21 protein-coding genes and 1 pseudogene are annotated in these 20,051 nt (G+C 47.0%); 19 read left to right on the plus strand and 3 right to left on the minus strand.

All coding sequences use genetic code 11. The features are described 5' to 3' along the window. Window positions 1-4: 4 nt before the first annotated feature. From GCU48_RS19800 to GCU48_RS19815, 4 genes and pseudogenes are all read left to right on the plus strand, one after another. Window positions 5-1,156 (plus strand): annotated as a pseudogene (locus GCU48_RS19800) (sn-glycerol-1-phosphate dehydrogenase). 196 nt (window positions 1,157-1,352) lie between these two features. After that, the gene (locus tag GCU48_RS19805; RefSeq protein ID WP_025717487.1) at window positions 1,353-2,450 is read left to right on the plus strand and encodes a GntR family transcriptional regulator; all 1,098 of its coding nucleotides are present in this window, start codon (window positions 1,353-1,355) and stop codon (window positions 2,448-2,450) included. Between the two features lie 332 nt (window positions 2,451-2,782). After that, on the plus strand, window positions 2,783-3,493 hold the full coding sequence (gene araD / locus GCU48_RS19810) for an L-ribulose-5-phosphate 4-epimerase (RefSeq protein WP_152381201.1): 711 nt from the start codon (window positions 2,783-2,785) through the stop codon (window positions 3,491-3,493). Further along, window positions 3,490-5,187, plus strand: a complete 1,698-nt coding sequence (locus GCU48_RS19815; RefSeq protein ID WP_152381202.1) for a ribulokinase — start codon at window positions 3,490-3,492, stop codon at window positions 5,185-5,187. Before araD ends, GCU48_RS19815 begins: the two co-directional genes overlap by 4 nt. 207 nt (window positions 5,188-5,394) lie before the next feature. On the opposite strand, the gene GCU48_RS19820 is transcribed toward GCU48_RS19815, so the two are convergent. Next, window positions 5,395-5,979 carry a helix-turn-helix domain-containing protein gene (locus tag GCU48_RS19820; protein ID WP_007429779.1) on the minus strand — a complete coding sequence of 195 codons (585 nt, stop codon included), beginning with the start codon at window positions 5,977-5,979 and terminating at the stop codon, window positions 5,395-5,397. A gap of 295 nt (window positions 5,980-6,274) precedes the next feature. Here GCU48_RS19820 and GCU48_RS27395 point away from each other — a divergent pair, with 295 nt between their 5' ends. The 15 genes from GCU48_RS27395 (at window position 6,275) to GCU48_RS19895 (ending at window position 16,407) form a co-directional block, all read left to right on the plus strand. Continuing rightward, the gene (locus GCU48_RS27395; protein ID WP_152381203.1) at window positions 6,275-6,565 is read left to right on the plus strand and encodes a hypothetical protein; all 291 of its coding nucleotides are present in this window, start codon (window positions 6,275-6,277) and stop codon (window positions 6,563-6,565) included. Continuing rightward, window positions 6,499-8,115, plus strand: a complete 1,617-nt coding sequence (locus GCU48_RS19830; RefSeq protein WP_152381204.1) for a hypothetical protein — start codon at window positions 6,499-6,501, stop codon at window positions 8,113-8,115. Before GCU48_RS27395 ends, GCU48_RS19830 begins: the two co-directional genes overlap by 67 nt. Before the next feature lie 71 nt (window positions 8,116-8,186). Then, window positions 8,187-8,468 carry a hypothetical protein gene (locus GCU48_RS19835; RefSeq protein WP_152381205.1) on the plus strand — a complete coding sequence of 94 codons (282 nt, stop codon included), beginning with the start codon at window positions 8,187-8,189 and terminating at the stop codon, window positions 8,466-8,468. A gap of 330 nt (window positions 8,469-8,798) precedes the next feature. After that, a complete protein-coding gene (locus tag GCU48_RS19840; RefSeq protein WP_152381206.1) occupies window positions 8,799-9,926 on the plus strand; it encodes a polysaccharide deacetylase family protein in 1,128 nt (375 codons plus the stop codon). A 225-nt stretch (window positions 9,927-10,151) separates the two neighbouring features. Further along, window positions 10,152-10,577: a phage holin family protein gene (locus tag GCU48_RS19845; protein ID WP_152381207.1), complete on the plus strand. Its 426-nt coding sequence runs from the start codon at window positions 10,152-10,154 to the stop codon at window positions 10,575-10,577. A gap of 81 nt (window positions 10,578-10,658) precedes the next feature. Beyond that, on the plus strand, window positions 10,659-10,946 hold the full coding sequence (locus GCU48_RS19850) for a Dabb family protein (protein ID WP_025717480.1): 288 nt from the start codon (window positions 10,659-10,661) through the stop codon (window positions 10,944-10,946). Between the two features lie 24 nt (window positions 10,947-10,970). Continuing rightward, window positions 10,971-11,411 carry a DUF86 domain-containing protein gene (locus GCU48_RS19855; protein ID WP_152381208.1) on the plus strand — a complete coding sequence of 147 codons (441 nt, stop codon included), beginning with the start codon at window positions 10,971-10,973 and terminating at the stop codon, window positions 11,409-11,411. A gap of 8 nt (window positions 11,412-11,419) precedes the next feature. Next, on the plus strand, window positions 11,420-12,067 hold the full coding sequence (locus tag GCU48_RS19860; protein ID WP_025717478.1) for a helix-turn-helix transcriptional regulator: 648 nt from the start codon (window positions 11,420-11,422) through the stop codon (window positions 12,065-12,067). A 97-nt stretch (window positions 12,068-12,164) separates the two neighbouring features. Continuing rightward, window positions 12,165-12,491, plus strand: coding sequence for a YtxH domain-containing protein (locus GCU48_RS19865; RefSeq protein ID WP_152381209.1), 327 nt, complete (start codon window positions 12,165-12,167; stop codon window positions 12,489-12,491). Window positions 12,492-12,697: 206 nt separating this feature from the next. After that, on the plus strand, window positions 12,698-13,507 hold the full coding sequence (gene racE, locus GCU48_RS19870) for a glutamate racemase (RefSeq protein ID WP_025717476.1): 810 nt from the start codon (window positions 12,698-12,700) through the stop codon (window positions 13,505-13,507). 118 nt (window positions 13,508-13,625) lie between these two features. Beyond that, window positions 13,626-14,882: a M14 family metallopeptidase gene (locus GCU48_RS19875; protein WP_152381210.1), complete on the plus strand. Its 1,257-nt coding sequence runs from the start codon at window positions 13,626-13,628 to the stop codon at window positions 14,880-14,882. A 136-nt stretch (window positions 14,883-15,018) separates the two neighbouring features. Then, window positions 15,019-15,285 (plus strand): hypothetical protein, encoded by a 267-nt coding sequence (locus GCU48_RS19880; protein ID WP_025715845.1) that lies wholly within the window; start codon window positions 15,019-15,021, stop codon window positions 15,283-15,285. A 210-nt stretch (window positions 15,286-15,495) separates the two neighbouring features. Continuing rightward, complete coding sequence (locus tag GCU48_RS19885) at window positions 15,496-15,798, plus strand: iron-sulfur cluster assembly accessory protein (protein WP_152381211.1); 303 nt, start codon at window positions 15,496-15,498, stop codon at window positions 15,796-15,798. A gap of 23 nt (window positions 15,799-15,821) precedes the next feature. Beyond that, on the plus strand, window positions 15,822-16,043 hold the full coding sequence (locus tag GCU48_RS19890; RefSeq protein WP_007429791.1) for a YuzB family protein: 222 nt from the start codon (window positions 15,822-15,824) through the stop codon (window positions 16,041-16,043). Between the two features lie 94 nt (window positions 16,044-16,137). Continuing rightward, window positions 16,138-16,407 (plus strand): hypothetical protein, encoded by a 270-nt coding sequence (locus GCU48_RS19895; RefSeq protein WP_152381212.1) that lies wholly within the window; start codon window positions 16,138-16,140, stop codon window positions 16,405-16,407. A 102-nt stretch (window positions 16,408-16,509) separates the two neighbouring features. Here GCU48_RS19895 and GCU48_RS19900 read toward each other — a convergent pair whose 3' ends face one another. Beyond that, on the minus strand, window positions 16,510-18,492 hold the full coding sequence (locus tag GCU48_RS19900; RefSeq protein WP_152381213.1) for an LTA synthase family protein: 1,983 nt from the start codon (window positions 18,490-18,492) through the stop codon (window positions 16,510-16,512). Between the two features lie 239 nt (window positions 18,493-18,731). Next, window positions 18,732-19,892, minus strand: coding sequence for a THUMP domain-containing class I SAM-dependent RNA methyltransferase (locus GCU48_RS19905; protein WP_152381214.1), 1,161 nt, complete (start codon window positions 19,890-19,892; stop codon window positions 18,732-18,734). Between the last annotated feature and the right edge of the window lie 159 nt (window positions 19,893-20,051).

Here is a 20,051-nt window from a genome sequence, read left to right on the forward strand (position 1 = left end):
TGAAATGAATATGAATGAGCAGATCAAGCAGTGGAACGCAGAGGCGCAGGCAAGCAACGCTGATCACCCTCATCGAAAGGTTGAACTGTTGATCGAGGTTCGGGATGGAGCGCTTGAAGCTGTCGTCCCTTATTTGAACCGACAAAATTATCGTCATGTAACCCTGGTAGAGGATGAGTATACCTCGGCAGCGGCAGGCCAAAGGGTGGCTAAGCTGATACATGAGGCAGGGTTGACAGTTGATGTGGTCCAGCTGCCTCCAAATGCTGTGGGAGATGTCATTGCTGATGAAACCTACATTATGAAGGTGCTGCTGGGCGTGAAAGATAAGAGTCAGGCTGTACTGGCTGTAGGCTCCGGCACGATTCACGATCTGGTCCGCTTCGTATGCTATAAAATGAATCGTCCGTTCTTCTCCATACCGACGGCCGCTTCTGTAGATGGGTTTACCTCGGCAGGTGCGCCGCTGATCGTAGACGGCAGCAAGCAGACGTTTCAGGCGGTCCCACCGGAAGCCATCTTTGCGGATCTATCCGTGCTGGCGAAAGCACCACAGACGATGACTGCCGCAGGCTTTGGCGATATGCTCGGTAAATTCACCTCATTAGCGGACTGGCAGGTATCCAGAGATTTGGGAAATGAGCCGTATTCACCTGTGGCTAACCGGATTACCGAGGAGGCTTTACATGCTTGTGTAGAGCATGTCGATGAGATTGCGGCAGGCAGCAAGGCAGGCGTCGAGGTGCTGATGAATGCACTGATTGCATCCGGTATTTCAATGCTGATGATTGATCATTCGCGTCCGGCATCGGGGGGAGAACACCATATCTCCCACTGAATTGAAATGGATTTTATTGCAGAGGGACGCAAGCAGGTTTTGCATGGTGCCAAAGTGGGCGTAGCTTCCGCTTTGCTGTCTGGCATGTACAGGGAATTGGCTGCCAGCCAGGATGTGGAGGCTTTTAAAGTGTATCGGACTTTGCCTACATCGGAACAGATGCGTGCATGGCTGGTTAAGGTCGGTGGTCCGTCCACTATTGCCGAGCTTGGGGTGACGGAGGAACAGCTTGCTCGTGCTTTGCGCACGGCCCATACATTGCGTGACCGCTATACGGGGCTTAAGTATATGAATGAACATCGACTGCTTCGTTCGTAATATGCAGCATGAATACCAATCGTCTATAGATAGTTAGCCAAGCATATGTAGCAAGGAAGGGATTAGCGAATGGATTTCGCCTCCGGCAGCTATACAACGATGTCCTGCTCCCATAACATTTGTATGTACAAATGAACGATATGCTATAATCGTGGAATACGAACGGGTACACGATATTGCAAGTACGGAGGAAACTATGGCGCCCAAATATATACAAGTTAAACAGGAAATTTTATCATGGATTCATTCATCCAAACTGGAGCCTCAAAGCCAGCTTCCATCTGAACATGAAATGTCTGAGCAATTTGCGGTTAGTCGGCAAACGGTGCGTCAGGCGCTCGGCGAGCTGGTACAGGAAGGCTGGCTGTTTCGCATGCAGGGCAAGGGAACCTTTGTTGCGACACGGGATCGTAAGCAACCTGAAGATCCACGGACGATTGGGGTGGTTACGACCTATATATCGGATTATATTTTCCCCTCTATCGTACAGGGAATTGAATCCAAATTAAGTCGTCAGGGCTACAAGCTGCTGCTGTCCAGCACAGGGAATGACCTCGAGCAGGAACGCCAGTGTCTGGAAATGCTGCTGAGTCAGCCACTGAGCGGAATTATTATTGAACCGACCAAAAGCGGGGAACGCAATCCCAATTTGAATTACTACTTGACGGTGGAGAATCGCCAAATCCCTTATTTGATGATCAATGCCCGTTATGAGGAGATGGATGCGCCTTGTCTGCGTGTAGATGATGAAAAGGGTGGTTTCCTGGCGGCTGAGCATTTGATCAAGCTGGGACACCGACGGTTGGCCGGTTTTTTCAAAACCGACGATATGCAGGGAATATTGCGAATGAAGGGGTTTGTGGCTGCTCACCGCAAATATGGGGTGACATTACACCCGAATGCAGTCACTACTTACCGAACCGAAGAAAAAAATGAGCTTCCGTTACAACGTGCATCAGAGCTGCTGGCGATGGAAGCAGAGGAGCGCCCGACCGGATGGGTGACATATAATGATGAGCTGGCTGTTCGATTACTGGATATTGTACGTTCAACGGGTCTGAGCATCCCTAATGATTTATCGCTGGTTGGATTTGATGATTCATTTTTGGCGACAGCAACGGAAACCAAGCTAACGACTATTCGGCATCCCAAAGAAGAACTGGGGCTGCGTGCTGCCGAAACGATGCTGTCGATGATTGAAGAGAAGGGCTATCGTGAAGAGGATCGTCAGTGGATTATACCGCCTGAGCTCATTATTCGCGAATCCACCGGGCCAGCTCCAGAAAATACCTAGGGACATGTAAGGACAAGTCAGTGGATATACAGCTTCAAACCTGCATATTTTATCGTATGGTTCTCGCCATACTTCTCGTTACACCAAACAGCCTGTTTTCTGGATTGCAGAAAACAGGCTGTTTTTGCTGTGTTTTTTCTGGAACTAAGCGTAGAAATTGATCTGAAAAAGAGATAAAAAAAGGCTGGCTAAGTTGTACGTACAAGTATATAATGAAAGCGGAACCAAGGATGAAGGGTCGTTATGACCCTCCTGTCATTTTCCATTTGAAGTTGGGTTCAGTCACTTCCATTGCAGATTTCAGAAATGAGAGTAAAAGGAGTGTCTTATACATGTTAGAACAATTGAAAAAGGAAGTATGGGAGGCCAATCTGGCGCTTCCAAAGCATGGTCTGGTTACTTTCACGTGGGGAAATGTAAGCGGTATCGACCGCGAGCAGGGACTGGTTGTTATCAAGCCAAGCGGTGTGGCCTATGAAGATCTGAAAGCCGAGCAATTGGTTGTGCTTAATCTTCAAGGCGATGTTGTTGAAGGTGACCTTCGTCCTTCATCCGATACGCCTACACATTTGGCATTGTACCGTGCTTTCCCGCAAATTGGGGGCATTGTGCACACCCACTCTTCCTGGGCTACAAGCTGGGCGCAAGCAGGGCGCGCGATTCCGGCATTAGGCACAACTCAAGGTGACTATTTTTACGGCACGGTTCCATGTACTCGTGCGATGACTTCGGAGGAGATTGCCGGGGAATATGAGCTGGAGACAGGACATGTAATCATTGAGACATTTAAGGATATTAGTCCAACAGATATTCCAGGTGTGCTCGTGAATCAACACGCGCCGTTCACTTGGGGTAAAAATGCCAATGATGCTGTTCATAATGCAGTTGTGCTGGAGGAAGTGGCCAAAATGGCGTACCGTTCCCTCATCCTGAACCCGGAATTAACCTCGATGGATCAGGCGTTGCTGGATAAGCATTTTCTGCGCAAGCATGGGGCAAATGCCTATTATGGGCAAACGAAAAAGGAGGAGGCACACAAATGAGCAAGTATACCATTGGTGTCGATTATGGAACAGAGTCCGGCCGTGCGGTCATTGTTGACCTGTCGAACGGAGCTGAAATAGCTACGCATGTAACACCTTATCGCCATGGGGTTATTGATGAAGTACTGCCTGGTAGCGGACGCAAACTGGAAATGGATTGGGCGCTGGAGCATCCGGCCGATTATATTGAGGTGCTGACCACTTCTGTACCTGCTGTCATGAAGGAAACAGGAATTTCTCCAGACGACATCATCGGGATCGGAATTGATTTTACGGCCTGTACGATGCTGCCGATCGACGCACAAGGGCAACCGCTGTGCTTTGACGAGAAGCTGAAGGATAACCCACACAGTTGGGTAAAGCTGTGGAAGCACCATGCCGCACAGGATGAAGCGGATCGTTTGAATGAAATTGCTTCGCAGCGCGGAGAGACGTTTCAACCCCGCTATGGAGGGAAAATTTCGTCCGAATGGATGATCGCAAAAATTTGGCAAATTCTGAATGAGGCACCTGGCATTTATGATCAAACCGATCGTTTTGTGGAAGCGACCGATTGGGTTATTTCTCAGCTCAGTGGGGAGCTGAAACGTAATCAATGTACAGCTGGCTACAAGTCCATTTACCATCACCGCGATGGTTATCCGGACCGTGAATTTTTTAAGGCGCTTGATCCGCGTCTGGAAAATCTGACAGATACGAAGCTGCGTGGCGAGATTTATGACTTGGGTAGCCGGGCGGGCGGACTGACAGAAGAAATGGCCGCGAAATTAGGGTTGAATCCGGGAACAGCGGTAGCAGTAGGTAATGTGGATGCACATGCGGCTGTTCCAGCAGTAGGCGTAGTTACACCAGGCAAGCTGGTGATGGCGATGGGAACTTCCATTTGCCATATGCTGCTCGGTGAGGAAGAAAAAGAAGTAGAAGGTATGTGTGGCGTCGTAGAGAACGGAATTATCCCGGGCTACTACGGATATGAGGCTGGACAATCGGCAGTAGGAGATATTTTTGCATGGTTCGTGGAGCGTGCGGTTCCGGCTGAGGTGAAGGAGCAGGCTGCTGCAGAAGGCGTAAATGTCCATGTATGGCTGGAGCGTAAAGCGGCTGAATATAAACCGGGCGAAACCGGGTTGCTGGCGCTGGACTGGTGGAACGGTAACCGTTCTGTGCTGGTGGACACCAACCTGACAGGGCTGATTGTCGGGTATACGCTGCTGACGAAGCCAGAGGAAGTGTATCGTACATTACTGGAAGCAACCGCGTTTGGAACACGTAAAATTGTCGATGCGTTCCATCATAACGGTGTACCGGTAGACGTATTATACGCGTGCGGTGGATTGCCGCAGAAAAACCGTCTGTTGATGCAAATTTATGCTGACGTAACCGGACGTGAGATTAAGGTGGCAGCATCTACCCAAACTCCTGCGCTGGGCGCGGCAATGTTCGCAGCAGTGGCTGCGGGAGCTGAAGCTGGGGGATACGATGATATTGTCGAAGCAGCACGCCATATGGCACGTGTACGGGACGAGAGCTTTAAGCCGATCCCTGAGAACGCGGCCGTCTATGATAAGCTGTACGAGGAATACAGCCGTCTTCACGACTACTTTGGACGTGGAGGCAACCCGGTCATGAAAAAGCTGAAGGCTATCAAGGAAGAAGCCGGACATTCATCTGAAGCGGCAAGCACTCATTCTTAAGAAGCTAAGAACCTATAAGACAGGAGCTTGTAGGGCTGTTGTATCTAAAAAAGCACAGTACGCCGACAAATCGGCAGACTGTGCTTTTTTGCTTTTTTATATTGTGTGAATAACATGATGTGAAAGTCTCATTGGATGAAAGATGGTAATGCGTTCCTTTCAAAGACTTCCATGAGAAGTACAATTGTTAGTTTTCAGGGGACATTTTTACTTTTTCAGCATGGCATCAGCAAACAAAATGGATTTTGGAATACGGAAAAACTGTTCCGCCTGGTCCTGGAAGGTTTGAGAAGGAACTGTACCCTGGTGCAACCATTTTCGGAATGTGCCGGGATGAACGCCAATCCAATGACTGACATCGGTCACCGAAATATCATGAACCATGCATAGACCCGCCAAGATCCGATTTTTGACCGGAGAACGAGTTACAGTCCGTTTCATAAAACGGGACGGCGCTGGTTGACAGATAAGCGGTGAACGCCGAACAACCTCTTCGTTAAACAGAATATGGTGCGGATAACCAAGTGTATTACACGTCTTTTCCAGATTGGTGTTGCCGGGAATACGGCCCTCATATACCCACGCGCTGACGCTGCGAGAGGAGATGGAAAGCTCTTCGGCAAGTTGGGACAGTTTAATGTCATTAGCCATCAAAACGGCAAGCAAAACGCGATTGCGCACTTGACAGCGTGTTGGCTTGCGAAAACGTTTGACACGCACACCTTTTCCCAAATATTTGCGATTGATCAGAGACCACGCCTGAATGGAATGTTTATCTTGTTGTTTAGGCATATACCCTCCGATTTTTTTAACCACATACTACTATACCCGGAGGGGGCTTTGCAAGTGACTCTTCTCCTGATTTTCTTTTAATCCCATGGGCTTAACCGGTTTATGGAAAATAAGGTCCATTTGGCCTATGAAAATGGTAGTTTAAGGTGACGATATATTAAATTTTGACAATATTTTTGGAAATAGAGGTAATATGTTCTTCCCTTATGATTGTAAGAATGTACAGAGAGAAAAATGGGTCTTTGCAATGTAAAATGCAATTTTCCCGATGAGAAAAAGGAGGTTATACAGCTAGATGGTTTGTAAAAAGGTAATGGTATGGTTTCTGACGGCACTTTTGGCAACAAACACTTTGCTGTGCTTGCCTGGTGTGGCAGGTGCAGAAAAACAAGATGCAAGAAATGGAATGCAACTGGATCAAGCGGATACGAAACAGGAGGAGCAGGGGCTTTCAGATGGAACTTTAGTGCATCGGATCTTAATAGTATTGCTCACCCTACTTTGGCGGATGACGAAGAGATGGTTATTACAGGCTCAACTGCAAACGCGGTTAGCTTCGGTTTTCCGTATGGAAAATACAGTATAGAAAACACTGGGGAGCCGGCTTATGCGCGGGTTACCTTAAATCAAGGGAAAAGTTACCAGTTTATCAATGTGGGAACCAGATTGGACACGATTGAGAGCGATGGGACAACCAAGGATAAGCTTGACTTCGTTGTTTACCTGGCAAATGGAACAGAGTCTTCACGCGGTAGTGGCACCTCGGGGAAGCCGCAGATTGGTGTGGACAGATATGCGGTAATTACTCAGGTCACTGCCAATCCGGTTACATACGGCGCTCCTTATCGTAACTTTATTGCCCGTCCTGTGGGTGGATATGCGATCAGTCGCGTCGAGTCTGAGGCAGGCAAAAGCTACATTTTCCATAATAACGGCACGCTGCTGAATCCGATCTACAATAACTCCAGAAAGGCTGGAAATTTGTTCGATTATGTTATCTATAAGTCGGATGGAACGGTATACTCCTATGGTTTTAACAGCCAGGCAGGTCCTATGATCCCGGCTTCGGGATATGCCATTGTGACTGTGATTGGCCCGAGTCCCATTATCTTTGACTATACGGACGATTTTTCCTGGGAACCGAGTAGTGAACCTGCATTTTTACGCGTAACACTGTCGAAAGGTGAAAGTTACACGTATACGAATATCAGTAATCGTTTAAGGAATCTGCACAGCACCGCCAAAACCGTTAAAGGTAAATTTGATGCGGTCCTGTATAAAGCGGATGGTACAGAGCAATCCAGACGCAATGACACAAGTACAGCCCCTCAGGTTGGTGCTGGAAAGAAAGCACTTATTACGGTAACAAATGATACGCCGATTACATTTCTATCCGGCGGTGAGCAGGGAACATGGATCAATCGCGGAAGTCAGGAGGCCCCTGTCTTGACGAATGCGAAGGAAACTGGTGGAACGTATCAGTTCATCGTTGCGGATCAAACAGGAAAAGTGATTCGTGAACATAAAGAGGCGAAAGACAATCAGCAGCAAGTGCCAGCTAACGCCAATATTCATCTTGCCGTAACAGCAGCTACTCCTGCTGTTAACTTTGGAGCGCCTTATCGTGTGTTTGCTGTAAAAAATAAAGATGACAGCAAGCTGGACGAGCTAATTGAGCTTATAGAAAAGGAGGCTGGCTTTACAGCAGGCCAGCAAGGGAAATATTGGTTTACGCCCAAAGAAGACGGAATTTATCGTTTTGCAGTGAAAGAAAAATCCAACTTTGCTGAACAGCAACCGATTGTAGCCTTGTTTACGGACCCTGATTTTAGTAATCAACTGGTCTCTTCAACAGAGCAAGCGCAAATATATGGTTGGGATTATACGGTCTTAGAGTATGAGATGAAGGAAGGACAAACCGTTTGTGTGAAGCTGACTGAAACCAATAGTAGCGCATTACAAACCGTAATTATGGCAGCACATATGGCGCTCGGTAAGGATACCTCGTATGAATATGGGAAAGGGAACCGACTGAATAAAGTTATTTTGTTCACCGGTGATCAAATTCAACTGGATTATGACTTAAACGGAAACGTCATTAAACGGACGAAAAAAGTATTTCCTTTTACAGATTAAAAAGGTGTCTTTCCTTCGCCAGCAAAACAGAGAGCCAGATTTACAGGTAATTATTAAATAGGGGTGAGCGAGTGTTTAAACGTTATATTTGTAGTCTACTATGTATGGCAATGTTGCTGGGTCCATGGAGTACATGGGCATATGGAGAAGAAGGGAACGGTGAGGCAGCAGCTTCTCAGTCTTCCTCGTCTTCCACTCCACAGATTATTACCAGAGCTTGGCTTGCACAGCAAACGGGTAAGGATCAGGCTTGGATCAATGCACAATTATCCAAAGGCTATACTTTATATGATATTTATAAAGCATGGCAAAAAGATGGGGCGAATGATACTCCTATTCATTTCTTCCGGTAGTTCTAGTTCCACCAAAAGAATTTATTAATCGCTTGTATTCTTCTTAACTCAGTCGATTTATTCACAACTTTGTAACTTCTCTGGCAAGAGGAGTTGCGAGATTGTTTTCAAATTGTTTTACTATGTTTACTTACTATAGTCTGGTAATCTATTAATATATATGGGGGACGAAAAGACGTTCGGATTCAGTCGGTTGAGATGCGTTTATGTCCTGGATGTTGAGTGAATGTCTATATTGCCATGTCTATATCGTCATGTCTGTATAACTTCATAGACAAGCTAGAGATAGCTCCCACACATTATAAAATACAGTACAGGATGGTGTAATGAATGAAGCTTTTAAAAGTAAGATGGATGGCTGTATGCTTGATGGCAATCTGTTGTTTGGGTTTGCTAGGTATACATACGAATACAGCGAGCGCGCAAGCAAAGGCTCCTTTGCTGGGGGTCAATGATGTGTTACTTGATTCCAATACGATTCAGCCAGTGATGAAAAATGATAAGCTGTATGTACCTATCGTTATATTAGGGCAAAAGATGGGCATTTCTGCTTCGGCTAGCGGGAACACACTGATATTGACGGGACATAACCGCAGCTTTACGCTGAGTTTGACCGAGGGTGATGTTTTTGAACGTGGAGGACGTACGATGGTGCCAATCCGCACTTTGACGGATGCGTTTGGCTTTACTATTACGCTTCCATTAAGTAATTTGTATCGAATTCAGAACGTAAATGCAAGCTTGTCCGATGCACAATTTGTGGAAAAGTTTGCGGCAGAAATTAAGCAGCAGACAGCTGCCAAGCCAAGTAACGCAGGCAATAAAGGGAATGTTTCCTCATCCAGCCGTACGATTTATTTGAGCTTCGATGATGGTCCTACAGCGCACACTTCGCAGCTACTGGATATTCTGGACAAATATAATGCCAAGGCTACTTTCTTCATGCTAGGACCGGAAATTCGTCAACATAGTGCGGTGATGAAGAGAATGGTAGAAGAGGGGCACGCTCTAGGTTTACACGGAATGAGTCATCAGGTAAAGAAAATCTATGCATCTCCTGCAGCAGCACTTGCAGAAATGAATCAAGATAACGAAATTTTATTTCAGGCAACTGGGAAACGCACTTCTTTAATTCGTACGCCTTATGGCAGCAAACCGTACTTGAAGAAAGCTTACCGCGATCAACTGACGGGTGCGGGCTATCATATTTGGGATTGGAATATAGATTCTAATGATTGGCGTTATACCAAAAATCCCGAGCATTTTGTAAAAACCGTTCTAAGTGATATTCGAAGATTGAAAAACCAAGGCAGAACACCAGTCGTTTTGATGCATGATAAGCCATCCACAATCAAGGTGCTTCCACAAATCATGGCTGCTTTGCAGAAAGAAGGCTATTCGTTCGAGCCGTTGAATAACAACCTGACTCCGCTTAATTTTTGGAATGATCATCGTTAATTAAACAAGCGTTATGTTGCCCAACAGCAAGTCAAGGCACCTTTAAAACCATGTATTTAGGGTTTTAAGGGTGTTTTTTTGTTATGTCTACCTGGCGAGTCCATGATGTTCATAGCTTGTTTCATATGAATCTATGATTTCATATCCTGCTCAGGTCATATGACTTTACGGGTTGCTGCGTCACTGCATATATTACAGTAACCGCCCCGAGAAGGAGGAGCAGGTATGAATATTAATCCAAGTATGTTTAGTGTGTTTTGTGCTACCACCGGAGCCATTATTACGTTTGCTTTTGGGGGCTGGAATCAGCTGATGGTGCTATTCACAGTTGCCATGGCTGTGGATTATGTGACAGGAGTTGCCGCAGCGATTAAGACCGGACAAGGTCTGAGCAGCAAAGCTGGTTTTTGGGGGTTGACGAGAAAGGCTTTAATGCTCATGGTGATTTCTTTGGCACATCATGTGGATCTTCTGATGGGTACTGAAATCATGAAAGGGGCGGCGACGTATTTTTATTTATCCAACGAACTAATCTCTATTACGGAAAACTGTTCACGAATGGGTCTGCCGCTCCCACCGAAGTTCAAGAATTTTTTTGCCCTGCTGAAGGACAAGGAGTCTGACGGAAAAGATAGCGGAAAAGATCGCTAGAATTACAAAGCTTCTTTCCGTATGTGGGGCGTTATGATAAAATTTTCAAGAGAACATTTTTAAGACAAGGAGCCTATATGTATGATTAAACATATTGTTTTGTTCAAATTGAAAGACCGCTCCCCTGAAAGCATTGAGCATACGGCATCCATTTTGCGTAGCATGAATGGCAAAATCAAAGAATTGCTGTCGCTCGAAATAGGTACGGATGTGATTCGTTCTGAACGATCTTATGATATTTCCCTTACAGCTGTTGTCGAAACACTGGAGGACCTGCAAACGTATCAGGTACACCCTGTACATCAGGAAATCATTGCACACATGAATGAAGTGAAGGATGTTTCAATCGCAGTTGATTATGAAATCTAGAGCGATGAATGGAGGTGCAGTAACTTGTATTATGTCAACCGGGAACAAATTGAGCTTCGCCTAGCAGCCGTTCCCGACATTGCCGCAGGGCTCCGCCAAATATCTGCCACTTGGAATGGTGATTTGTTGCAAGGGTTGGTGCAGGAGCGCTGCCTTCATTTGGCGATCGAGACGGTAACGGACGTAGGAAGCTATATCATTGACGGTTTTATTATGCGCGACGCAAGTAGTTATGAGGATATTATCGGTATCATTCATGAAGAAGGCGTACTGGATGATATCGTATTTCATTCGCTGTTGGAGCTGGTATCCTTACGTAAACCCTTAGTTCAGGAGTACTTCCATTGGGACCGGACAAGCCTCCACCCGCTTACACCTAAGCTGCCTGAGTTGCTGGAGCATTTCGTATTCAGCGTGCACGACTATTTAAATAAGGAATTGGGTCCGCAGCCCGAGGGAGTGTAACGGCAAAAGTGACGGATAAGTATATCGTACCCGAAATGCCCACCAGGCGCATGATCTTGACACTATTGAAAACCCAGGGACCCGTGGGCGTCGGAAGCTTGGCAGCTCAATTAGGCATTACAGAAATGGGGGTGCGCAGGCATCTCAAATTGATGGAGCAGGATGGGTTGATCGTTGCTACGATTGTGAGACAGGCGATGGGACGTCCAACGTTTTTATACAGCTTGAGCGAGCAGGGAAGTGAGCAGTTTCCTCGCAATTATGATCATCTGCTGCTGGAACTGCTAGAGGAGCTGGATGAAGAGCAGGGAATGGAAGCCGTCCACTCTCTGTTTGATGGTAGAAAACGCAAAATGATGAAGCGTTACTCCCCACACATTAAAAGTGAGACTACCCTGGCTTCACGTGTGGAAAAGCTTTCAGGCATTCAGAACGCTTCCGGCTATATGGCAGAGTGGCGCGAGGAGAAGGATGGCAGTTACTCTCTTGTGGAGTACAATTGTCCCATCTCTCAAATTGCAGGCCGCTACCGCAAGGCTTGCGAATGTGAACAGCAAATGTTCGAGGAACTGCTTGATGCTGAGGTGGTCCGTGAGGATTGTTTGGCGGATGGAGGCCGTTGCTGCCTGTACCGTATCCGTGCCCGAAAAAAGTAAAAGTTTTTCTGGCTTGTTCCCTGTATCATGACAAGCTCTCCGTGCTTATAATGCACTAACAGATGGGCATTCGCCCGGGCACAAGGGAGAGATGATGATGAAGGAGAACTACAAAAGCTTTATCCGTGGCGCGTTGGCAGGTAGTCTTGCTGGTTCGCTTGCTGCGTTGCTATTAGCCCCCAAGTCAGGTCGCGAGCTGCGTCAGGATATTACAGATCAGGCGCGTCACGTGAGCGACAAGGGACAGGAACTTGCAGGTAAAATTTCAGATACCTCAATTGAGTATACCGACAAGATTAAGGAAGCCGCTTCAGCCGTCATTCATGAAATTGGGCAATGGCGTAAAAAAGATAGCGGAAATATTCAGGAGGTCAGCGTTTCATCTACTCCTGTTCAAGAGGATACAGAAGAAGATGCTCTGTAATGGTCTGTATGTGGTAGGAAAAAATAACTGAATATCGTTAGGTTTATGGCTTCTCCCGTTGGGGGAAGCCTTTTTATTGCTCACTTCATCGTTTTAGGGTAATCTTTTGGGGTACCTTTTACATGACTGCGACATAAGGTATGTAGCAACGGATAGCTTCTCGAGAGGGAACAACTTAATTTGAACAAAAAGGAAGCGGTGTGTACGTGCAGCAAGCGATTGCAATATTGGATTCCGGTGTAGGAGGTCTGACGGTTGTCAAAGAAGTCATGCGTCAGCTTCCGCGTGAAAAAATCATTTATTTTGGAGACACTGCGCGCACCCCGTATGGCCCCCGACCATCGGAAGAGGTTAAGAAATTTACGGAGCAAATGGTTGATTTTCTGATTCAGTTTGATCCGAAAGTCATTATTATTGCTTGCAACACGGCAACAGCCGCGGCATTGGATTATATAAGCCAAAAGGTGTCCATTCCGGTGATCGGAGTCATCCATCCCGGGGCTCGTGCTGCGATCAGCGCCACCGTCACCGGACATGTCGGGGTGATTGGGACTGTGGGTACCATCCGAAGCGGGGCCTATACGACTGCGCTCAAGCAGTTATCTCCCTATGTTGAAGTAGTGAGCCACGCTTGTCCTGCGCTTGTTCCTTTGGTGGAACAAGGACAATTCCGTTCGAAGCTGACATCGCAGATTGTAGAGGAGTCGCTGAAGCCCATTCAATCGTATCCAATTGATTGCCTGATTCTAGGTTGTACGCATTATCCTTTTCTAAAAGAAACGATTCAGGAAGTGATGGGCCCTGCGGTGAAGCTGATTAGCTCGGCAGACGAAACGGCCCGTGAGACGAGTACCATTTTGTACAACAAGGGCAGGTTGGAGGCAGGGGATGAAACGCCGGTGCATCAGCTTTTCTGCTCCGGCGATCCGGAGCTGTTTCAGCGTATAGCTGCCCAGTGGCTCGGGGAGCAAATTCGGCAAACGCCTGTTGTCTGGCAAGTGACCAATCTGGATTGACGAGACAACCGTCTTTTTTGTCATTGGACAAAAGAAGACGGTTGTTTTGCTTTTCGCTACATCAAGACACGCAGCATCTGCATAACATGCATTAAGGCAGATGGAAGGGGCGTAGAAGATGAGGGAATATATCGTTCAAAAAGGAGATACATTACACCGGGTCGCCTCGGCTTTTAAACTGACGGCGGATACTTTGATTGCAGATAATCCGTGGGCCGCCGCTCAGCCCTATCTGATTTGTGGTCAGGTGCTATATATTCGTCCGTCAATGGATCGTAAATACGTAATTCAGCCCGATGAGAACGCAAGACAGATTGCCAAGCAGTTTGGTGTGGAGCTTAATGAGCTGCGGCTGGCCAATCCCGGACTTGCGGAGTTTGAGTTTGTGAAGGGACAAACAATTGTTATCCCTGATGGCCATCAGGATCAGATTGTACGGTTGCGTGGAGAGTATGGATATGAGGATTTGCAGGAAGACCTTGCGGCCTTGGTCCGCAGGTATCCGTTTATTGAAGTTGGCAGCATCGGCACGAGTGTCATGGGGAAGGATATCCCCTATGTACGTATTGGGAGGGGAACGCGGAAAATTCATGCCAACGCCTCTGTACATGCTAATGAATGGCTGACGACGCCCTGTTTGCTGCGTTTTATAGAGCAATATGCGCGAGGAATTAGTGCTGCTGGGGAACAGGAAGAAAGGGAGCTTCGGGGTGAACGAGCGAAGCGAGCGGGGACTTCATCATGGGTGTATGGTGGCTCTCCGCAGGACTTGCTGGAGCACACCTCGTTATGGGTGGTACCGATGGTCAACCCGGACGGGGTTGAGCTGGTGCAGCAGGGTGTGCTTCCGACTCACCCGATGTATCAAGACCTCCGAAAATGGAATGAAGGCCGCGCTGATTATCGGGGGTGGAAGGCGAATATTCGTGGTGTCGACCTCAACGATCAATTTCCGGCGTATTGGGAAGAGGAGGTACGCAGACGTGGCAAAACAGGACCGTCTCGAAGAGACTATGCTGGGCCTGCACCTTTGTCTGAGCCAGAGTCCAGGGCGCTTGTCGATCTGACGGAACGCGAGCAGTTTGATATGGTGTTATCCATCCACAGTCAGGGACAGGAAATCTATTGGAATTATCGGGATCTGGAGCCCAAGGAGAGTAGAGATTTGGCCTTGCGGCTGGCTGCCGTGACAGGATACCGGGCGGTAAAGCTCGGAGGGAGCGATGCAGGCTATAAGGACTGGTTTATACAGCGGTTTGGTAAACCGGGTTTTACGGTTGAGGTCGGATTGGGCGTAAACCCGCTACCCATGCGTGATTACGACGACATTGCTGCAGAAGTGGGTATGTTAATGGCAGCAGTGTTGTCATGGTAAAAGACTAAGCCATCTGGAACGTAATGATTCATTCGTACGTATGTAGGGGGAACACGTTTTTTACAAGTGTTCCTCTTTATGTATCCCTTTAACGGGTAAATATACTTAGGAGCATTGGAAATGGAGTGAACAACCTATGAAGTGGAAAAGATTACTATCTCTCCGTCAATGGTCACATGTATTTCGGCGTATGCCCCGCTTAATTACCTCTTCAAGGATTCCTTGGAGTGAAAAATTACTTTTTGCCGTTCCTGTGTTGCTTTATTGGGTGCTACCTGATGTTATGCCCTTTATGCCCGTCGATGACATTGGGGTGACACTGCTGCTCATGAATTGGTTTGTAACCCGTGCCGAACGAAAGTATCCCGACGTGCTTGAAAAGCAGCATGCACGTGTTCGGTAGACGTAAACTTATGAATTTCGTGATTGCGATTTTACACGATTTTCTTTACAATAGGAATATTGACTTTTGTTATGCTGCCATTTATCTATTTTTTCTTTGAGATAGAGGATAATCATCTGTAGTTGCTGATTTTACCTGCTAGGTTGTGTGGTGTGATTGGTATCCCAAAGACCACATTTCATTTGATGAATATGAAGGAGATGAAGTTACATGAATTGCAAAATTACTCGTAACGCAGCTAAAGTATTAAAGCTTGAACTGGATAAGACAGAAAACCAAGGAAAGAGCCTACGCGTGGTCATTACGCATGCTCACGGAGATCATGCTCATTACGGGCTTGATTTGGACACGCCTAAAGAAACAGATACTGTAGTATCTACGGATAAAGGTATTGATGTTATTTTGGAAACCGGTCAGCCACTGCTGGATGGTGTGAAAATTGATTACTTGTACTTCCCCGAAGAAGGATTTGTCATTACTAACCCTTCCCAAGGTAATCACGGCGACCACTAAGCCGGAGCACGGAGGGATGAAAGATGGCCAATGATATTCGCGTATGTGATGAATGTAATCATATTCGCTTGAAAACGATCTTGCCCAAATTACAAAAGATGGCACCCGATGCCGAGATCAAAATCGGCTGCAAATCGTATTGCGGTCCTTGTGGAAAACGGGCGTTTGTGTATGTGAACGGACGTTACGTGAGTGCGGCCACAGAGGATGAGGTCTTGGAAAAGGCTGCGCGTTTTATAAAATAGCTCGGCGCACAGTATTCACAACTTTTTGCATAGTTCCCCTTCTTCTGATCCATGCTAATGGGTGTAGAACACTGCCCAGAAGGAGGAGTGACTCATGGCCCAGTATGATTCCAATCTCGACGATCACAGTGTCGAGGCTCAAACGCAAAACTCGGTGGACAAGCTCCACCATGCCGTGTCTCAAGCATTGTCACATCCGGCTGAGCAATTAATTGAGCAGGCGGAGCAGTCTCGCATTCATGCGGAGAATGCCATAGAACAGGCAAAGGATAGTCTTGGTGACGATGCAGTGGAAGTTGCTGAGGAAATGCTAGGTGAAGAGGTAGGACGGCTTGAGCAGGCGAAAAAGACGTTGCGTTCCTGAGCATTCGCCATTGCAAGTAAGTGCAGTCTAGCGGCTGTGAAAATAAAAATCCCGATCAACAGCACTTATAGGCTGATTGATCGGGATTTTTATTTTCCCTCGTTACTTGTTTGTTTGAGATTCCCACTGGCGAATGAGGTCGTACGTGATGACCTGATCGGAAATGTTTAACCGATTAAGAGCTTCAGTATAACCCGGTCCGCAGGCGTTCACATCCGTAGGCTGGCCTGTAGATAGGTTGTAACAGGTTCCTTTGGAGAACGTACCATCCTCAGATGGAATATAGTACACTCGACCATCCGTGAAAGCACCAGTGCGTAGTACAACCATGCGCGGCTTCCCGCTAAACAGATCGTTCCCCATAAAATGATAGGGCTCAGTAGAAATTCCGAGCAGATGCATCACAGAAGGCGTCAAATCCAGTTGGCCTGCCGGTTCCGTGTAGGTTCCCGCATGACTTCCGTCAGGAAGATGCACAAGCAATGGCACCTGATTCATGATCTTTTGCATATCCAAGTCTGTGAGTGGCTCGCCCAAAAACTTTTCATACAGTGTCTTATCTTTAATGGAATTGTCATGATCCCCGTAGAACATCAGGATCGTATTGTCCCACAAACCGTCTTTCTTCATTTGAGCTACCAATTCGCCCAGTGCCTCATCTACATAATGGACGGATTTCAGATAGTCTCCGAACATCGTGCCTTCAAACTCGCCAACGTCCAGATCTACTGCATCAGGGGACAGGTTGTACGGATGATGGCTGGAGATACCGACCATATAGGCATAGAACGGTTGTTTGACTTCGGTAGTGAGATCATTGAGCGTTTGCCGGAAGAAGGATTTATCTCCCAGTGACCAGCCCAGTGGCTCATCAATTTCAAAATCTTTTTTACTGTAGAACTTATCATAGTTCATTGCCTTATACATCGTGTAGCGGTTCCAGAAGCTGCTGTCGTATACGTGAAACGCATTTGGGCTATAGCCGGTATCCTTCAAAATGGAAGGCAATGTATCGAATTTATGGTCTGCATAACGGATAAATACCGAACCTGTAGGAAGCGGGTGCAGTGAAGCATGTGTAGAAAAGTCTGCGTCCGAAGTACGGCCCTGTGCAGTCTGGTGAAAATAATTGTTGAAATACATACTTTCCTTCATCAGCTTGTCAAAGTTAGGCGTAATCGCTTGGCCGTTGATCTCTTTGCCGATAAAAAAGTTCATAAACGCTTCAGCCTGAATGACCATCACATTTTTGCCCTTATACTTGCCGGACAGATCATTTTTCACCTGAAGCAGCTTCTGATGCTGATTAAACCATTGCTTGTCCTTGTCCGATTCGGCTTGAGCCAACGTAGGCTGAGTTCCAAGATGATCCTGACTATAGCGGTAGATATCATATCCGTGAAATCCGATCAATCCGGTTACGTTGTACAAGGCCATCGACCACCAATTACCGACAAATACGCCGGTTGCCCAGGTTGAGGTATAATATTTGATCGGTCCAAAGGTGAAAATATAGCCAATTACGAAGGCCAGTGCGCCTTTGGAGAAGCGGAGCAGGAATCTCTTGGCAAACGAGCTTCGGGACGTTTCCACGTAAGGATCAGTTGTTGTATACCGACGCCGCAAGAAAGCCACGAATATCACATATGGAATGAACAGAATCCAGTCTGCAAAAAAGAAAATATCCCACCAGTACATCAGGGAAACGATGCTTCCCCCCAGGGAATCAACCTGTCCGGCTTGAAGCAAGACGGGAATCGTAATGAAATCCTGAAAATACCGGTAATAAACCATGTCGGAATAAATGAGCGCGGTGAGCAAAATATCGAGCACCACTAGCGCAACCAGACGTCCGCGACGTGGTAGCCACAAGGTCCAGAAGCTTACAAGCAAGAGTGAACCCATTGCGATGACATAATCCAACAGATTCATATCAATATTTTGGGCATGCAGGTTATAATGAATCAATACGAGCTTGCCAATCATAAGTACAAAAAATAGACCCAACCCGAAATATCGGGACAGCAGTAATCTGCTGAACATGTTTCCAGTGCGACTTGCACTGGCCGTGCGAATAACCAACACTTTACCCCCTCCGGCAGAAATGTTCGGCTAGTATAAACTATAGATTAACATCATGTTAAAACCGAAATGCCTTTAATAATTATAGCGCTCATCTGGCACATTTCAATGATTAAGTAAAGAAAATACAGCATTTCCCTTTCGATAATAGAATGCAGCGGTACAGTTTATTAGGCTGAGCAAGCACAAACCAGGCCAGGAGTCGAACAGAGAGTCCGTTTCCTGGCCTGAGTTTTATCTATTTAGGACTGCGATGGCAAAATATCTTTGCGACGCGGAGGGAGAGGGCCTAGATACTGATAGTATTGGCATTCAATCCGGCCGTTAAACAGCTTGCGACGCTTATCCGCCTTGCGGCCCCAATAATGCTCAAATTGCTTGGTGGAGCTGATGGCAAAGAAGGACCAGGTCTTCATTTCGGCTGCCGTGCGTGCGAGTGTACGAATCAGCTTTTCCACTTCGGGTTGCTCGCTCAGTCTTTCGCCATAAGGTGGGTTTGTAATCATTACACCGTATTGGCCCTCGAGTCTGACCTTGCTTGCAGGCATCACCTTCAGTGAAATATCATTAGCGAAGCCTGCCGCTTTCACAGCCGCCTCAGCAACTTCGATGGCACTTGGATCAATATCGCTGCCTGCGATCTCAAAAGGAATATCATCGCGGGTCAAATCCATTGCCTCGTCGCGGGCTTGATTCCATAATTCTTTGCCAAGGACAGGCCAGTTTTCAGAATTAAAGGTACGTCTCAGCCCTGGCGCAATATTCCAGGCTTGCATGGCGGCTTCGACCAATAAAGTACCGGAACCGCAGCACGGATCGTAGAAGGGGCGATCCGGGCTCCAGCGGCTAAGCTGAATCAGAGCAGAAGCCATCGTCTCTTTTAGAGGGGCCTCTGTAACAAGTTTGCGGTAGCCGCGTTTGTGCAGCCCTGGCCCGGTTGTATCCAGCGTCAGCAATGCACGGTCATTCAGTAGAATGACCTCAATGACATAACGAGGGCCGTCCTCGGCAAACCAATCTGTGTGGTAGGTTTCCTTGAGCTTTTCTACAATGGCCTTCTTGACGATTCCCTGACAGGCCGGCACGCTGCTAAGCTGTGATTTGTGAGAACGTCCCTCTACGGGAAACTCACCATCTACAGAAATCCAATCCTGCCATGGCAATGCCTTGGTACCCTCAAACAGCTCGTCGAAGGTGGTTGCGGCAAATTCACCCATTTTAATAAGAACGCGATCTGATGTGCGAAGCCACAGGTTACATCGACATATATCCATATAATCTCCGGAAAAAACGACGCGGCCATTCTCGACGGTCAGATTCTCATACCCGAGTTCTCTGAGCTCCCGGGCCACGACGGCTTCAAGTCCCATCGGCGCAGTTGCAATTAGTTGCAGTTGAGTCATTAAACGTATTCACTCCGTCTCCATAATCATGTAAGCTTGGTTCAATCCCTATAGTATAGGTCATTGTACACAAAGAGACAAATTAATCAGGGTAAATCATTCAGACAAATTATTTAACGAAGGACACCGTATTCAACCTGCGTTATGATAAAAGCAAGA

The sequence above is a fragment of the Paenibacillus brasilensis genome, from assembly GCF_009363115.1.
Classification (GTDB): domain Bacteria; phylum Bacillota; class Bacilli; order Paenibacillales; family Paenibacillaceae; genus Paenibacillus; species Paenibacillus brasilensis.

Excerpts from the sequence above, each read along its gene's own strand:
- GCU48_RS19805 (WP_025717487.1), top strand. The coding sequence starts at position 1,353 with ATGGCGCCCAAATATATACAAGTTAAACAGGAAATTTTATCATGGATT.
- araD (WP_152381201.1), top strand. The coding sequence starts at position 2,783 with ATGTTAGAACAATTGAAAAAGGAAGTATGGGAGGCCAATCTGGCGCTT.
- GCU48_RS19815 (WP_152381202.1), top strand. The coding sequence starts at position 3,490 with ATGAGCAAGTATACCATTGGTGTCGATTATGGAACAGAGTCCGGCCGT.
- GCU48_RS19820 (WP_007429779.1), bottom strand. The coding sequence starts at position 5,979 with ATGCCTAAACAACAAGATAAACATTCCATTCAGGCGTGGTCTCTGATC.
- GCU48_RS27395 (WP_152381203.1), top strand. The coding sequence starts at position 6,275 with ATGGTTTGTAAAAAGGTAATGGTATGGTTTCTGACGGCACTTTTGGCA.
- GCU48_RS19830 (WP_152381204.1), top strand. The coding sequence starts at position 6,499 with ATGGTTATTACAGGCTCAACTGCAAACGCGGTTAGCTTCGGTTTTCCG.
- GCU48_RS19840 (WP_152381206.1), top strand. The coding sequence starts at position 8,799 with ATGAAGCTTTTAAAAGTAAGATGGATGGCTGTATGCTTGATGGCAATC.
- GCU48_RS19845 (WP_152381207.1), top strand. The coding sequence starts at position 10,152 with ATGAATATTAATCCAAGTATGTTTAGTGTGTTTTGTGCTACCACCGGA.
- GCU48_RS19850 (WP_025717480.1), top strand. The coding sequence starts at position 10,659 with ATGATTAAACATATTGTTTTGTTCAAATTGAAAGACCGCTCCCCTGAA.
- GCU48_RS19865 (WP_152381209.1), top strand. The coding sequence starts at position 12,165 with ATGAAGGAGAACTACAAAAGCTTTATCCGTGGCGCGTTGGCAGGTAGT.
- GCU48_RS19875 (WP_152381210.1), top strand. The coding sequence starts at position 13,626 with ATGAGGGAATATATCGTTCAAAAAGGAGATACATTACACCGGGTCGCC.
- GCU48_RS19880 (WP_025715845.1), top strand. The coding sequence starts at position 15,019 with ATGAAGTGGAAAAGATTACTATCTCTCCGTCAATGGTCACATGTATTT.
- GCU48_RS19885 (WP_152381211.1), top strand. The coding sequence starts at position 15,496 with ATGAATTGCAAAATTACTCGTAACGCAGCTAAAGTATTAAAGCTTGAA.
- GCU48_RS19890 (WP_007429791.1), top strand. The coding sequence starts at position 15,822 with ATGGCCAATGATATTCGCGTATGTGATGAATGTAATCATATTCGCTTG.
- GCU48_RS19895 (WP_152381212.1), top strand. The coding sequence starts at position 16,138 with ATGGCCCAGTATGATTCCAATCTCGACGATCACAGTGTCGAGGCTCAA.
- GCU48_RS19905 (WP_152381214.1), bottom strand. The coding sequence starts at position 19,892 with ATGACTCAACTGCAACTAATTGCAACTGCGCCGATGGGACTTGAAGCC.